The organism is Frankia sp. KB5, from assembly GCF_002099325.1.
In the GTDB taxonomy this organism is placed as follows: Bacteria; Actinomycetota; Actinomycetes; order Frankiales; family Frankiaceae; genus Frankia; species Frankia casuarinae.
The window spans coordinates 23,197-38,067 of record NZ_MRUJ01000089.1 but is presented as its reverse complement, the minus strand read 5'-3'; the positions used below and the strand labels follow the sequence as shown (position 1 = coordinate 38,067).

General features: G+C 70.6%; 12 protein-coding genes. 5 read left to right on the top strand and 7 right to left on the bottom strand.

Annotated elements, in window-relative coordinates; all coding sequences use genetic code 11:
* Positions 1-13: 13 nt before the first annotated feature.
* Positions 14-700, bottom strand: a complete 687-nt coding sequence (locus KBI5_RS10405; protein WP_241882800.1) for a hypothetical protein — start codon at positions 698-700, stop codon at positions 14-16.
* A 177-nt stretch (positions 701-877) separates the two neighbouring features.
* Entirely contained in the window at positions 878-1,441 is a 564-nt protein-coding gene (locus KBI5_RS26965; protein WP_160323723.1) for a hypothetical protein, read from the bottom strand.
* A gap of 157 nt (positions 1,442-1,598) precedes the next feature.
* Here KBI5_RS26965 and KBI5_RS27745 point away from each other — a divergent pair, with 157 nt between their 5' ends.
* From KBI5_RS27745 to KBI5_RS10385, 3 genes are all read left to right on the top strand, one after another.
* Positions 1,599-2,555, top strand: a complete 957-nt coding sequence (locus tag KBI5_RS27745; protein WP_235463172.1) for a hypothetical protein — start codon at positions 1,599-1,601, stop codon at positions 2,553-2,555.
* 112 nt (positions 2,556-2,667) lie between these two features.
* Positions 2,668-5,376 (top strand): serine/threonine-protein kinase, encoded by a 2,709-nt coding sequence (locus KBI5_RS10390; protein ID WP_085015118.1) that lies wholly within the window; start codon positions 2,668-2,670, stop codon positions 5,374-5,376.
* Between the two features lie 350 nt (positions 5,377-5,726).
* The gene (locus KBI5_RS10385) at positions 5,727-6,164 is read left to right on the top strand and encodes an SsgA family sporulation/cell division regulator (protein WP_085015117.1); all 438 of its coding nucleotides are present in this window, start codon (positions 5,727-5,729) and stop codon (positions 6,162-6,164) included.
* Positions 6,165-6,295: 131 nt separating this feature from the next.
* On the opposite strand, the gene KBI5_RS27740 is transcribed toward KBI5_RS10385, so the two are convergent.
* From KBI5_RS27740 to KBI5_RS10360, 5 genes are all read right to left on the bottom strand, one after another.
* Positions 6,296-6,601 (bottom strand): hypothetical protein, encoded by a 306-nt coding sequence (locus tag KBI5_RS27740; RefSeq protein WP_011437796.1) that lies wholly within the window; start codon positions 6,599-6,601, stop codon positions 6,296-6,298.
* A gap of 177 nt (positions 6,602-6,778) precedes the next feature.
* Positions 6,779-7,825: an aldo/keto reductase gene (locus tag KBI5_RS10375; protein ID WP_085015116.1), complete on the bottom strand. Its 1,047-nt coding sequence runs from the start codon at positions 7,823-7,825 to the stop codon at positions 6,779-6,781.
* 307 nt (positions 7,826-8,132) lie between these two features.
* Entirely contained in the window at positions 8,133-9,164 is a 1,032-nt protein-coding gene (locus KBI5_RS10370; protein WP_083494838.1) for an alpha/beta fold hydrolase, read from the bottom strand.
* A 389-nt stretch (positions 9,165-9,553) separates the two neighbouring features.
* Entirely contained in the window at positions 9,554-10,261 is a 708-nt protein-coding gene (locus tag KBI5_RS10365; protein ID WP_085015115.1) for a hypothetical protein, read from the bottom strand.
* A 98-nt stretch (positions 10,262-10,359) separates the two neighbouring features.
* On the bottom strand, positions 10,360-10,947 hold the full coding sequence (locus tag KBI5_RS10360; RefSeq protein WP_035909547.1) for a hypothetical protein: 588 nt from the start codon (positions 10,945-10,947) through the stop codon (positions 10,360-10,362).
* Between the two features lie 344 nt (positions 10,948-11,291).
* Between KBI5_RS10360 and KBI5_RS10350 the strand changes: the two genes are divergently transcribed.
* Positions 11,292-13,499, top strand: coding sequence for a SpoIIE family protein phosphatase (locus tag KBI5_RS10350; protein WP_133056999.1), 2,208 nt, complete (start codon positions 11,292-11,294; stop codon positions 13,497-13,499).
* Positions 13,496-14,866, top strand: a complete 1,371-nt coding sequence (locus KBI5_RS10345; protein WP_011437791.1) for a vWA domain-containing protein — start codon at positions 13,496-13,498, stop codon at positions 14,864-14,866. The genes KBI5_RS10350 and KBI5_RS10345 overlap by 4 nt, the downstream gene beginning before the upstream one ends.
* Positions 14,867-14,871: the final 5 nt, after the last annotated feature.

The window sequence follows — 14,871 nt, the reverse complement described above, 5'->3', positions numbered from 1 at the left end:
ACGGCCGGTGGGGTCAGCCGCGCCTCGTCGTCGGGACCAGTTGGGGCAGCAGGGCTCCGAGCCCGAAGCAGACGGCGGTCGCCGTGATGGTGATGCCGAAATCACTGGGGATGCCGGGCGACAGCAGCCGGGTGGCTGAAAGCGCGAAGATGACGAACAGGCCGACCCCGCAGCCGGCGGGCACGAACCGCAGGCCGCGCTGCCACCAGGTGGCCGGCACCGCATGGCGACCGAGCGGGAGCAACGCGACGGCCCAGAGCAGCCCCATCAGGACGACAAGCCCGAGGCCGAACAGCCCGTAGATGGACAACAGCGATCCGTGGATGTCGGCGGTTCCCGCTACCCTGGCCACTGTGTGCAGGTCCGCGCCCCGGATCGCCACCTCCACCGGCATCAATCCGGTGGCCCGACCGTCGAGGTCGCGCACATCCAGGTCGACGGTCCAGTTCGCCGATCCGCGGGCCGGGATGGTTGTGCGCACCCGGGTGTCGTAGTCGAAGAAGGTGAGGCCGAGCACGGTTCCGCTCAGCCGTACCGAGTCGACGGGGACATTCGACCGGGTCAGGTTCTGCACGCTGACCACCACGCGGGCGACCGCACTGGCTTCGAGGACCACGTTGTCCTCACCGAGGGGCTGACCGTCGACGGTGACGCCGAGTTCCACCCCGCCGCCGTCCGCCGCATGGACCGGAGACRCCATGGGTAACATGAGCCAACTCAGGYACGCCGTCAGGCAAACGGCGACGAAAATACTTTCCCGCGCCGACTTCTCCGTCGGCAATCTGACATTCACCGCTTCCCCCCGTGGCCCGGATGACCGGCAACGCGACTGTTATCCTATCGATCGTCGTAGGGCGGGACTTCCGCCTAACGTGCATCACGTTGTCTCCGCCGGTCCGGGGCAGGCCGCCGGCAACGGGCGTGTTGCCAGCCGCACCCGGGGGGGCGCTCTGGTGTCTGGCCAGCGAGTATCTGGTCGATTCGTGCCACGGCCGTCGCGCGGTCTGGTATCGACGGTGTTTGTCGTTGTGTTTTTCTTGGTCAGCGGGGCCGGCGTCGCCACGGCGATGGTCAGTCCCGGGACGTCGACCGGCACGTCGTCGGAGTCCATCTCCCCGTCCCGGTCCATCCCCCCGTCCCCGCTGCCGTCCCCGTCCCCAGCCCCGACCCGGTCCGCATCCCCGTCCCCGCTGCCATCCGCGTCCCCGTCCCCGCTGCCGTCCCCGACCCGGTCCATCCCCCCGTCCACGTCTCCGCTGCCGTCCACCTCCCCGTCCCGGCCTCCCATCCCGAATCCGGCGCCGAACCCGGAGACCCCCAGCGGTACCCCGTCTCCCCACTCCGATCCGAGTGCGACGAGCTGCCCGTCGGGGACGACGACGGACGCTGGTGGGCGCTGCACGTCCAGTTCGCCGACCTGCCCGGCCGCAGCCACGCGCAATGCGGGTGGCCCCTGCGACCAGCACGGTCCGACCTGCCCACCGAGCACGCCTCGATCGGCCGACGCGGCGGCGTCATCACCGCCGAACGGTGCCTGCCCGCAACCCCGGTGCACCTCCGGGCCGGCGTCGACGTCAACGCCGGGGACGGGTACAGGGATGGGGACAGACAGGGGATGTGCTGACGGCGATCCCCGGCACTGCGCGACGCCCGCCCCCGCGTTGCCGCTCGGCCTGGTCGATGGGACGCCCTGCCCCACGGAGGGCACGAAGACCACGCCACCTCCCATCACCTCGTCCCCGGTCACCGACTCCACCAAGCCGGGCTCCAAGGGGGAGAAGGAGACCTCGGTTACCTGTCCGGACGGCTCCGTGCGCCGATCGGCCGACCAGTGCCCCCTGCCGCAGAAGGCCTGCCCTGGGTCGGTGGTCGGCGTCGCCGTGGGCGAAGCCTGCCCGCCGCCGCGGCCATCCCCGCCGGTCCCGGTCGTCTGCTGGGACGGTTCCGTGCGCGCGGCGACGCTCGACTGCCCCGCCGGGCGCCGGCTCTGCCCCGGCGGCCTCGCGGTTCCGCTGGACGAGCAGTGCGCGGCACCCACCCCGTCCCGCTGCCCGAAGGGGACGGTGCGCGTGCTGGGCGTATGCACACCCGTGTCCGAGCCCGGCGTGTCCGAGCCCGGCGTGTCCGAGCCGGATGTGGGGAAGCCGGATGTGGGGGAGCCGGTGGCACGCGAGGCACGTCCCGGTGAGCTGTTGTTCGACCGGAGCGCCGTGACGGCCGGAGATACGCTGTTCGCCCGGGGTGCCGGCTGCAGACCCGGGTCGCAGGCCGTGCTCACCGCGGGCGGCGAGCTGGTCGGACGGACCGTCGCCGACCAGGACGGCACGTTCGAGACCGTGGTCCAGTTCGCCAGCTTCCGGCCGGGTTACCGTCCGGTCACCGCCGCCTGCGGAGCTAACCTCTCCGCCGGTATAGACATGGTGCTGGTCTCCGCGGACACCAGCGCTTCGCCTTCGTCGGTGCTGCTTCCGCTCTTCCTGGCGCTGTCATTCCTGGCCGTGCACTACCAGATGGCGGCCCGTGGACGTCGGCGTGCCAGGTCGCAGCGTCGCTAGGTGCCAGGCGCCGCCGGGCATTACCGGGCGTTGCCAGGCGCGGGTGGCCTGCTGACCGACAACCTCGGGATCCTCGACAACCTCGACAACCTCGGGCGGGAGTGATCAGCTAATGTCCCACCCACCCGGCCGGAGTGGACCCGCGGACGGACCCGCGGACGGACCCGCGGATCGTGCTGCCTCCGAACCGACCGAGGTCGGTCCCTACCGGCTGGTGCGGCGTCTCGGCGCGGGTGGGATGGGGACCGTCTACCTGGGGGAGAACGCCGCCGGTGGTCTGGTCGCGGTCAAACTGATCCGGGCGGATCTCGCCCGGTTGGCCGAGTTCCGCAGCCGGCTCAAGCAGGAGGCCGACAACGCCCGGCGGGTCGCTCGTTTCTGCACCGCGGCGGTCCTCGACGTCGACATCACCGCCGATCCGCCTTATCTGGTGACCGAGTACGTCGACGGGCCGACGCTGTCCGAGGCGGTTGGCACGCGCGGCCCGTTGACCCCGGCGGAGCTTCATCAGCTGGCGGTGAGCATGACCACCGCGCTGATGGCGATCCACCGGGCCGGACTCGTGCACCGGGATCTGAAGCCGTCCAACATCCTGCTGTCCCGGCTCGGGCCGAAGGTGATCGATTTCGGTATCGCGCGCGCCCTGGACTCCGCGACGGTACTCAGCGGGGATCGCCAGCTCGGGACGCCGGCGTTCATGGCGCCGGAACAGGCCCTGGGCGAGCAGGTCACCTCGGCGGCGGACGTGTTCGCCTGGGGCGGTGTCCTCATCTTCGCCGGGACCGGTCGTTACCCGTTCGGTAACGGCCCCGCTCCCAGCGTGCTGTACCGGACGGTCAACGATCCTCCGACGCTTGACGGCTTCGAGGACAGCCTGCGGCCCCTGGTCTCCGATGCGATGCGCAAGGCAGCGGCGGAGCGACCCACCGCCGAGAAGCTCTACGCGCGCCTTCTGGACCTACGTGTCGAAGCCCCAATGGCGGTCAAGGGGCTGTCCCTGTCCGAGGTGACCGCGCTGATCCGGCCGCTGAACACGTCCCCCGGCGGCGCCTCCGGAACGTCGGCGAGCGACGCCGACCTCGCGGGTCCGATCACGCCCGTCACCGGCCATCAGCCGATCGGACCCCCGCCGCCGGCGAACCTGATCTCGTTCCCGGGGCCGGGCATTCCCGGGGCACCAGCCCGGTCCGGCCCGTCGTCGGTTCCGGGCCCGTCGTCGGTTCCGGGCCCGTCGTCGGTTCCGGGCCCGACCTCTTCTCCCGGGCTCGGGTCGTCCTCGTCGGGGAGCGAGGCGTCACCGTCCGGGCCGGATGCCCGCTGGCGGCCGGGCGCAGGCTCGTCGTCCCGGTCCCGGGACTTCGCCGATGCTCTGGTGACGGTCTGGACCGAGGACGAACACAGCCAGGACCCCGGGCGAGGAGCGTCCCCGTCGTCCTCGTCGTCCTCGTCTCAGCGGTCGTCCTCGTCTCAGCGGTCGTCCTCGTCGTCGCGGAGGTCCTCGTCCGCCGCGCCACCGGGCGACCGGGCCCGCAACCGACGTCCGCTGATCATCGTTGCCCTGGTGGCCGCCGTCACCGTGCTCGTGACGACGGTCGCCATCGTGTCCACCAGGGGCGGGGGCTCGCGGACCGAGATGAGCGTGCCTGAGGCGGTCGCCGAGCGGGCGCTGCTCCTCCAGGACGGCGACACGGGACTCGCTCGCCGGCTCGCGCTCGCGGCCTACCGCGCCGAGCCGCACTCGGCCAGGACCCGGAGCGCGATGATCGCGCTGTTCGGTGCCGGGATCACCCCGACCACCATCCCCGTCGGGACCGGTGCCCTGCTGGCGCTCGCGGTGAGCCCGGACGGGCACTGGATCGCGGCGGGGAGCAACAACGGAACGGTCACGTTATGGGAAGTCGTCGGTCGGACCGAGCTGGTCCGGCGCACCTCCGTCTCGGTGCCGAGCCGCAGCTGGATCGAGTCGCTGGCGTTCAACCGGGACGGTGGCCTGCTCGCCGCGGGCCATTCCGACGGCACGATCCGACTGTGGAACCTGCACGACCCCGACCAGATGGTCCGATGGTCAACCATCCAGGCCCACACCGACGCGGTGCAGTCGGTGGCCTTCAGCCCGGACAGCAACACTCTCGGGTCCGCGAGTGCGGACGGCATCGTCGCGCTGTGGGACGTCACGGACCCGGCGCGTCCGAAGCAGCGCGTCCGGGCGGACGGTCAGACCGGGGGAGTGCGCTCGATGGCCTTCGCGCCTAACGGCACCCTGCTCGCGTTCGCTGGTGAGGACGGCACCGTCCATCTGTGGAACATCCGGGACGCGGCGCGGCCGACCGCGGGTGGAATCCTGCGCGGGCACAGCCGTGGGGTGCGGTCCGTGGTCTTCACCGGCGACGGAGGCGTTCTGGTCTCCGGCGGCGTCGACGCCACGGTGCGCCTGTGGGAGGTGCGGTATCCGGACAATCCCGCCCGTGGCGTCGCCACCGGCTCGCTGGGCGGGATCCAGAGCGTGGCCTTCGAGCCGGGTGCCGACGTCGTCGCCTCCGCCGGCGATGACGAGACGGTCCGGCTGACCGACATCTCCCGTCTGGACACGCCGATCCTGCTGACCCAGTGGCACGGGCACACCCAGCCGATCAGCGCGATCGCCTTCGTCTCCGGCACGGGCGTCGTCGTCTCGGCTGGTCACGACGGGACATTGCGGCTGTGGGACGCCGAGCCCGGCCGGCTCGCGGACACCGCGTGCGCCGATCCGGCGAACCGGATCACCGCCGGTGAATGGAGCACTGCCTTCAGGGATATGGGCTACCGGGCTCCCTGCGGCTGAGTTGACGACGGGCCGGCCGGTGGGGGCGGATGGTCCTGACGGTCTGGGCCGACTCCCTCCCACCGGTACGACGGCCAGCGTCGACACCCGTCGGGCCAGTGACGAGGTCATCGCCGCACCCGTCGGCGGACTCGGCCGGAATCTCTCGACGTGGGGTCGCCGCAACCATGYCGAAACCGCGACAAAATAGCGATGGAACCGTGACGTTGCGTTCACTCGCCGGCTATGCCGACCGGCCTAGCCGTGCCGGGTTGATCCGCCCGTCCAGAGAGGCCCGTCGGGTGGCCAAACCGGGCGTCGCCGGGCGCGATGCTGAACAGTGTCGAATCCGACCGTGTTGGGAGGCAGCGATGCTCCGTCACAGCTCGACGCCCGCGCATGTCGTGGCGCGCGATCTATCCGTTGACTACGTCACGGAGGAGGGGGRGCGAGAGGCGATCCCCGGCACACTCCGTTATGACCCGGCTGATCCCTTCGCCGTTGAGTTGATCCTACGTCCCGGTGAAGAGGCCATCACCTGGATCTTCGCCCGCGCGCTGCTGGCCGAAGGGATCGAGGTTCCCGCCGGGACCGGCGACGTGCGCATCCGGCCGACGAGATCCAAGGGGCAGACGGTGATCACGGTGTCCCTGTCCAGCCCGTCGGGGCATGYCGATCTCGAGCTGGCGAAGTCGAAGGTCACCGCCTTTCTCGCCGACTGCCACGGACAGGTTCCAGCGGGGCGGGAGAGCAACGGCATCGACTGGAACAACGAACTTCACATGCTGCTGCGCACTCGGAACACCTGACCGCTTCGAGTGTTCTCAAAGATATCATCATGAACTCTGGTGATGACGATTCCGGGCGGGGGTACCGGTCCGTTCCGCGGCGCGGATACGGGGAGCCGTAGCCATCCCCCGCCCGTGTCCCGCGCGCCCGCTCAGAAGGTGTCGGGCGCGCCTTCGATCGGCTGCCAGACCTGAATCTCCGGGGGTCCCTCGACGCCGGCATCCCGCATGAGGGCGGCTATCTCAGGCTGATTGGTGAAGAACTCCTGGAACGCCTCCGTGGAATCCCATTCATCGAGGATGATGACCTGCCCGTGGCCGGCAAGGAAACGATGGTGCAAGGCTCCTACCTTTTGTGCCCGCTCGGCGATGGATGTGAAGATGTCTGCCTTCGATGCGAACAGCTGCTGAAGAGCGGCTGGATCGACTTTCAGGGTCACGGCGACGATGACACTCATGTTGAACCCCCCTTATGTTACCTGACTCGGGCGACTGTAGCGCATCGTCTCAGGATCCGGAAGACGGCTTGTCTGCCTCCGGAGATGCCGCGGCGCCGACCGGCTTGGCGGTGCCGTGAGTCGAGAAACGTGGCTGGTCGGGGGTGGGCATGGTCAGGCTGGTCAGTGGTTCKTCCGTCAGTGGGCCGTCCGACGCCGGCAACTCGGCCGCAGTGCCGGGTTACCGCTGTGGTGGTTGGTGCCGGCGATGTCGGTGCCGGGGGTGACGATCTCGTCGATCGCGTCGAGTGTCGCCTGGTCGAGGGTGATCTCGGCCGCCAGGAGGACGTCATCGAGCTGAGTGAGCGTCTTGGGCCCGATGATGGTTGAGGTGACGGCGGGGTGGCTGTCGACGAAGGCCAGCGCGAGGTGGGTGAGGGACACGCCGGCCTGCTTGGCGAGGGTGGTCAGCTCCTCCACCGCGGTGAAGCGGGCGGGTGCGTGCGGGTCCTCGGAGAGTGCCTGACCCTGGCGGCGGCCGAGCAAGCCCTGTGACGAGTAGCGCGATCCGGCCGGAGCCTGCTCGCCGCGCCGGTACTTGCCGGTGAGCCAGCCGCCGGCCAGCGGGCTCCAGGGGATGATGCCGATGGTGTGGCGTTGGGCGGCGGGCAGGACGGCTTCTTCGATGGAGCGGGCGAAGATGGAGTACTGGGGCTGTTCGCAGACGAACYGTTCGCTGTTACGGCGCCGGGCGGCCCACTGGGCTTCGACGATCCAGTCGGCGGGGAAGGAGGAGGAGCCGAGGTAGCGGACCTTGCCGGCGTGGACGAGGTCGGACAGGGCGCCGAGGGTGTCCTCGAGGTCGGTGTCCCAGTCGTGGCGGTGGACCTGGTAGAGGTCGATGTAGTCGGTGCCGAGGCGGCGCAGGCTATCCTCGACGGCGCGGATGATCCAGCGCCGCGAGCCGCCGCGGGAGTTGCGCTCGTCGCCCATGGGGCTGAARCACTTCGTGGCAAGGACGACGTCGTCGCGGCGGGTCTTGATGGCCCGGCCGACGATCTCCTCGCTCTCACCCTGAGAGTAGATGTCGGCGGTGTCGAGGAAGTTGATGCCGGCGTCGAGGGCCCGATGGATGATGCGTTCGCATTCGTCGTGGTCGGTGTTGCCGAACGCGCCGAACATCATGGCGCCGAGACACTGGGTGCTGACCTCGACGCCGGTCCGGGCGAGTTTGCGGTACTTCATGGTATGCGCGGCGTGGAAACCTCCGCGTCCACGCGGAGGAGGAAACGCCGCTCACCCCCTTTCGCATCAGACCGGATAGAAGACGAGCCGTACTCGCCGGTGAAGATCCTGTGGAGATGGAGGGAGACCGAACCGACGGTAGTCGGTGACGCATCCGTCGGGACCTCCCGTCGGGAAAAGAAGCAGGAACCCGGCCCGCGAGGTCCGGGAATCCCCCACCTGCGGACGAGGGAGGAAGCCAGCCTCGCGCCGACCATAGCGGTGGGAGCGCACTCGAAGTCAACCGGTCGGCCGGCATGGCCCGACATCAGCGGATGAGATCGGTGGCTATTTGGTCGGCGCGGGTGAGGTGATCCTCCACGGCGGTCAGCCAGGCGATCGGGCGGCTCGCGTGTGGATTGTGGTCGGCACCGGCGATCACCGCGAGATGGGCGTCCGGCACGGATCGGGCGAGCGTCTCGGCGGCGTCACGAAGACTGAAGTCCCGTTCACCGACGATGACGGTGGTCGGGGCGCGGATCTCGCCCAACCGGTCCGTGAGGGACGGATAGCTGCTCAGGTCCCGCCAGAGCGCGACGATCGCGTTCGGATCCATCCGGCCGAGCCCCGCCACCGCGCGGTTCCGGCCGGCGTGGACGGCCGTCGCGATCGCCGCCGCCCCTGCCAGCAGGACGGACACGACCCGCTTCGTGATCCCGCCCGTGCCCGTGGCGGGAGCGGCCGCGGTGTCAGCGAGAACCAGGGACCGCACCCGTCCCGGATGGTTGAGCGTGTAGCGCAGCGCCACCACCCCGCCCATCGAGTGGCCGATCAGGTGGACGGCGGGCAGCCCGAGCACGTCGACCACCGTCGCGAGGTCCGCCACCAGCTGATCAAAGCTGTAACCCGCTCGGCCCGTCGTGGCCCAGCCACTCGCGCCATGCCCTCGCTGGTCGTAGGCGATCACACGGCGGGACGTGGCGAGCTCCGGAACCACCGCGGCCCAGTCCGCCGTGCTGCCGGCGATCCCGTGGAGCAGCAGGACCGGGATGTCGCCACCCCCGCCGCGGATCGTCGCCGGCCTGTCGTCCGACGTCATGGTCCGTGTCTCGTCCGCGATCTGTGTCCTGTCCGCGATCTGTGTCCTGTCCGTGATCCGCGTCTCGTTCGGGGCCCGTGCCTCGTTCGGGGGACGGCCGTCCGCCCGAAGGTGGCCCGGGGGCGGGGGAGCCGGTGACCAGGGAATCTCCGGCGGGGGATCGTCGAGTGGGAAACCCTCTGGCCGTAGCTCTTCGACGTGCAGTTCCAGATGTTCCGGACCCGCCGCCACCGCTACCCGCCGCTCCACCGAGATCACCATATCTCCATGGTCGCGTCTCGCGGGGTCGGCGAGCCCCCGATCGGGTGATCGGGGGCTCGCCGAGCAGGAGACAAATCTTCGGCTCATGCGATGCGCCCGGGAAATCTCGACAACGCCGAGTGGAGCCGAGGCGTCCGACGAGGAATATCCGGATCGGTAGTGACGAGTCATACGGGCGCGTCGATCGGCGGAGCACGTGGATCGGGAGAAAGCGCGGACGGGAAGAACACCGGCGTAGAGGCGCAGGCGTAGAGAGTTAGGACGCGGGCGAGGGGGAACGACCCGGCGGGGTGCGCGTTCGTCCGGCGCCGCCCCCGGGTCCGTCTGGCTCGGGTCTGTCTGACTCGGGTTCGCTCGATCGGCCAGCCGCCGTTCGATGATCGGGACGGTTAGCCGATTCCCGCGTGCATCTCGAAGTCCAGCGCACCGATGCCGACGAGCCAGTACACCCAGTCGGCGTCGCGGGTCGGGGCGACCTGCCCGCCCGGTGGTTGGTAGCCGACCCGTCTCGCCTTCTCCAGCGCGCCCGCCAACCGGTCGTTGAGCGAGGTCTGCTTGATCCCCAGCCGGTCGGCGGCGGATTTCTTGGGACGTGGATCCGGGTTACGCAGGGGCGGCCACCGTAGATGCTGTTCGAAGACCACGCGGATCGCCTCGGTCTCCTTCTCGGAGAGGCGATCGACCTCGTTGCTCTCCGTCACTCGACGATCGCGGGCAATCCGGCGGACGCCGGTCGGCTCCGGCTCGCATAACAGCAGGTAGCTGCGCTGCGGAGTGCCGCGCAGCCAGACCGCGGTCGGCCGGTCGGTCACCGACACCAGCCCGCCCTGCTCGACGGGATACGTCGGCTGTCCCCAGTTCCGGACATCGGCCTGGTTCAGGTTCGCGATTTCCACATTCCAGCCGCCGCCCGGCGCGGCGGACAGGCGGGCGGCCCGGCGGGAGAGTTTCYGGTCCGGCGGGCTGGCGGACAGATGCCGGTGCGACGCGGCATCGTCGCAGACGTCGTCCGGGGCGGCACCGACGCACAGCTGGTCGGAACGGCGCAGCCGCTGGTCGAATTCGACCCGATCGTCGACGAGGAACCGCAGCCGCATGGCGAGCGAGTGTAACGGTATCCTTCCGCAGGGTCGTTCCGGCCCCTCCGGTCGTTGCTTCCCCGGCGATCTCGTCCGTGCCCGGATACCGGCGTGGGTCAGGCGTCGCTGCCGTCGACCCCGCGCACCGCCCGTGCGTGAATCTGAAACTCTTCGAGGTCGGAGCCGATGAGACGACCGAGAACCCGGATCACATCGGAGCGTTCGATTGCCACCGGGCGCCACAGGATCGCGGATTGGGCTTCGCGCAGACCGGCCTCCCGTGGGAAGGCGAGCAGGCGTCCGCAAACCCAGCTGAGCCGACGTACCTGAGTGGTAATCGGGAAGGCCAGGATGACGCCGTTCTCCGCCCGCACCGCGACCACCGGGCGCCGCTTGTAGCCGGCACAGTCCGAGAAGTCGACGCGGGCATCGAGGACCGTCGCGGGTCCCAGCGACGTCCACGGAACCGGCCGCAGGTGCTTGAGGGAATTCCCGCTCGGTCGCGGCTTGCCCATCGTAGTCGATGCCGATCGGGGATGTCCGTCCGGTCCGGACGCGTAGCGGGCGAGGTAATCCGGCAGCGGCTGATCGCGCCGAGTGCGTCGGCGGGCCTGCCGGGCCCGGTCACGGGCAAGTTTCTGCAGTGGGTTGCTCCGCCTGGCCGGGACCTGACGCTGAGCGCGGCGGGAGTTGAACTCGGACACGGTGCCTCCGGAAGGTAGTGGGCCGTTGCCACCGACCGTCGCAGATGCCGCCGATGACGACCAGACCGATAGATGTCGGTTATGGCTGTCCTTTACCTGACGAGGCCGAGCGATACCGTCATATCGCGCGGACAGGCATACTGCAGATCTTTCGCGATCTTGCGGGAGGAAGGGGGGACCGTCGTGCACGTCGCCGTTGCCACGACCATGGACGCTGATCATCTGGATGATTCGGACGGTAGCGTCGGGATGTCCGCATCCCACGCCCCGGCAGATGTGATCGGGAAGCACCGTTGACCGGCCCGGACGGACCTGTGGTTTCGCCAGGCGACCCGGTTCCGGCGGTGATCACAGGGGTCGTGGGCGGGGACTCCTCCGATGTCCCGGGCGGTGTCCTGGACGGCCCGCGCGCCAGCGATGGTGGCGTCGCCGGGATCGATCCTTTCGGGGCGGTGACCGGTTCACCCGGAGCGCAGGAGGCGAACGAGCTCGGAGGCCCGGACGCGCCGGCGGCCGGGCAGGACGACAGCGACGAGCTGGAAGACCCCACCGGACCCGACGACCCGGGCGGATCCGGTGGTCTGGCCGGGTCGTCGGGTCCGGATGCACTTGAGGGTGCCGAGCTGCTCGGCGAAGCCGAAGAGTTGGACGTGCCAGACGTGCCAGACGTGCCAGACGCGCCAGACGCGCTGGACGCGCTGGACGAGGCGGAGGACCCGGGTCCGTTCGACGTGACCGCCGAGTCGGTGGAGCCCGGTGACTCGGATCAGCCGTTCCCGTTCGACGACGCACGTCCTGACGACGCCGTTCCTGACGACGCCGTTCCTGACGACGCGGTTCCCGAGGACGTCGGTCTCGACGACCCTGCCGGTCTTGACGACCCTGCCGGTCTTGACGACCCTGCCGGTCTCGACGACACACGTCCTGAAGACGCCGTTCCCGACCCTGCCGGTCTTGACGACCCTGCCGGTCTCGACGAGGTCGACTTCGACGAGTTCGACGCCGCCGCGGACGCGGGGGCCGGCGCGGTCTCCTTACGCCATGCCCCACCCCGCGTCGCCCTGCCCACGGCGAGCGCCGGACTGATCATGCCGGTGCGGGTCGAGCTGAGCTGGCCGGAACTTCCGGGACTGCCGCTGGTTGATCTGCTCGACAGCCATTCCGCCGATGCTCCCGCGATCTCCGCGGCCGCACTGCTGCGCGCCTTCGTCGAGATCGGCCGCAGCCTCGAACCGTTCCATCAGCAGGGCGTGGGGCTTCTCGCGCCGTGGAGCTTCAGGTGGACCGGGCAGAGCCTCACTCTGGCCGTCTGCGATCTGCTGGACGCGGGCAGGCACGACCCCGTCGACCCCTGGTTCGTCACTCCGGCGGGGGAGCGTGGTCCCGCCCGTGACCTTCGCCTGTTCGCCGTGGTGCTGTTCAAGGCGCTGACCGGCGAGTGGAGCAACCGGGACGCCTCGATGCTGGCGATGGCCGGGCTTGCCGCCGGCGAGTGGCCGCCCGGCGCCGACGCCGCGCTGCGGGCCTGCCTACATCCCGAGCATGGTCGCCGGGCGACCGGAGCCGGTGCGCTGGCGTCGAGGATCGCACCCTTCGTCTTCCCCGCGCGCAACGAGCGGCTGACGACCGTCGTCGCGTGCGAGAGCGTGACGGGCTGGCGCAAGGCGGGCGGCAACCCGGAAGGCGACAACGAGGACGCGGTCGGCTGGGCGAAGGTCGAGGACCCGTCGGACGGCACGACCACCGCCTGCGCGGTGCTCGACGGCATTACCGGTCCCGGTGACGGTTCGGGACGGTGGGCGGCGCGGGCGCTGCTCGCGGCATTCCGTCGGCGGTGGAAGGACGGCGAGACCGAACCGGAGCGGCTGCTGCTGGACGTCGCGCTGCCGCCGCCGCCCGCGCCGCTGAGCCGCCGGGCCGCCGCGGTGGCGGTGCTCGCCTCGATCTCCCGCGGTCGCGCCGACATCGCGACCGTCGGGGACTGCCGTGCCTACCTGCTGCGCCGCTGCGGCGACGGCTTCGTGGCCACCCGGCTGTCCAGCGAGCACAGCGTGGTCGCCGAGGCGATCGTCGCCGGCCAGGCTCCCACACCCGAGGAGCGCGGCATCGTGACCGAGAGCGTCCGGACGGCGCAGCGCGGCGCGACCGCGGTGGCGACCAGAAGGGTGCAGCTCGCCGACGGCGACCTGCTGATCCTCGCCACCGACGGGGCGTGCGAGGCGGGCGTCGACACCGCCGAGGACATTCCGGGCGTGGCCGACTGGAGGTTCTGCGACGTGCTGGAGGACCTCGCCTCGGTCGCCCGCACCCCCGCCGAACTGGCCTCGTTGCTCTGCCGTCGGGCGGAGGACCTCGGTGGGCACGACAACGCCACCGTCGCGGTGATCGCGATCCGCTCCGCCCGGGAGAAGGTGGTCGCCACCCGGACCAGACCGCGCCAGCGGGCGATGCTCACCGGCGTCGGCGAGTCCCGCGGCACCGGCACGCGCATTCACGGGGAGCCGCGCATTCACGGGGAGCCGCGCATTCACGGGGAGAAAGGAAACCGATGAACGACAGGGACCGGCTCGGCGTCGAGGGCCGGATGGACCGGGGTGTCACGAAGCCGGGTGGGGTGCTCCGGCTGACGATCAGCGTGGCCGATCCGCCGCGGGGCCGGCGGGAGGTGGCGGTCGCCGTCGCGGTCGACGCATCCCTGTCGATGCTGCATCCGGCGGCGCCGGACGCGGTCAGCAAGTGGGAGCTCGCGCAGCGGGTTCTGGAACGCGTGCACGGCCTGCTGCCCGACGGCTGCCCGCTCGTGCTGGTGCGCTTCGCCCGCGAGGCGCGAGTGATCAGCGCCGGACGTCGGCCCGACCGCCTGCCGGCCGTTGACGGCCCCACGAACAGCGACGCGGACTCCTACACCAACATCGGCGACGCGCTCGCCGTCGCCGGGCGGGAGCTGCTCGCGCAGGCGCCGGACGCGGACGTCTACCGGGTCCTGCTCATCACCGACGGTGAGGCCAACATCGGCCGCTGGCAGCCCGAGCAGCTCGCCCACATCGTCGCCGGGCTCGGCGACCAGGGCATCGGGACGGACGCGCTGGGCATCGGCGTCGACGCCCGGGACGAGGTGCTCGCCGAGATGGTCGGGGTGTGCGGCCAGACGCAGCACGTCTGGGCGGCGGCCGAGGACGTCGACCGGATCGACGCGATCGTCTCGTCGCTGATCGAACCGGTGGTCGGCGCGGCCGCGGGGCGCGGTGAGCTGCGGGTCCTGATCCGACCCGGCTGGACGGTGGAGGCGCTGCGGCGGATCAAACCGCAGCGTCACCTCATGAAGGTGCCGCCACCGACCTCGCGCGGCACCGAGCTGCGGCTGCCGCTACCCGCCGTGAGCACCGGCGAGGACCGTCCGGTCTTCCTGCTCCGGTTGCGCGCTCCGGACACACCGCTCGGCGCGCACACGATTCTTCAGGCCCGCGGCGGGGTGGTCGCCGGTGGACGGCGGCTGGCTGTGGACAGCCGGGCCGACCCGCACGCCGCGCAGCGCTTCCGGGCCACCGTCGAGGCGGATGTCTTCCCGGACGCGGAATCCTCCCTCGAACACGAGGAGAGCATCGCGGAGTTCGACGAGGAGATTGCGAAGCGGGCCAGCTTCGCCCATTCCCGGGAGAGCGTCACCGAGCTGTTCCGGAACGCGGCGCTGTGGGCGGCGGACCGCGGATTCGACGATCTGGCCGACCACTACAACGCGACGCTACGGGCCCTCGGCCAGGGTGTCGCGCCGGCCGACGCGGTGTCGGGAGCCCGGGTCCGGGCGACCCGCACCAGGACCCGGACCCGTGATCTCGTCGAGGCGGACCCCGTGTCCGGCCGGCAACACGGCGGGGCGGCGTCCCGTCGGCGTCTCGACGACGTCCTCGGCAACAGCTGACAATC

Coding starts and splice junctions, on each gene's coding strand:
- KBI5_RS10390 (WP_085015118.1), top strand. CDS start 2,668: ATGTCCCACCCACCCGGCCGGAGTGGACCCGCGGACGGACCCGCGGAC.
- KBI5_RS10345 (WP_011437791.1), top strand. CDS start 13,496: ATGAACGACAGGGACCGGCTCGGCGTCGAGGGCCGGATGGACCGGGGT.
- KBI5_RS27745 (WP_235463172.1), top strand. CDS start 1,599: ATGGGGACAGACAGGGGATGTGCTGACGGCGATCCCCGGCACTGCGCG.
- KBI5_RS10370 (WP_083494838.1), bottom strand. CDS start 9,164: ATGGTGATCTCGGTGGAGCGGCGGGTAGCGGTGGCGGCGGGTCCGGAA.
- KBI5_RS27740 (WP_011437796.1), bottom strand. CDS start 6,601: ATGAGTGTCATCGTCGCCGTGACCCTGAAAGTCGATCCAGCCGCTCTT.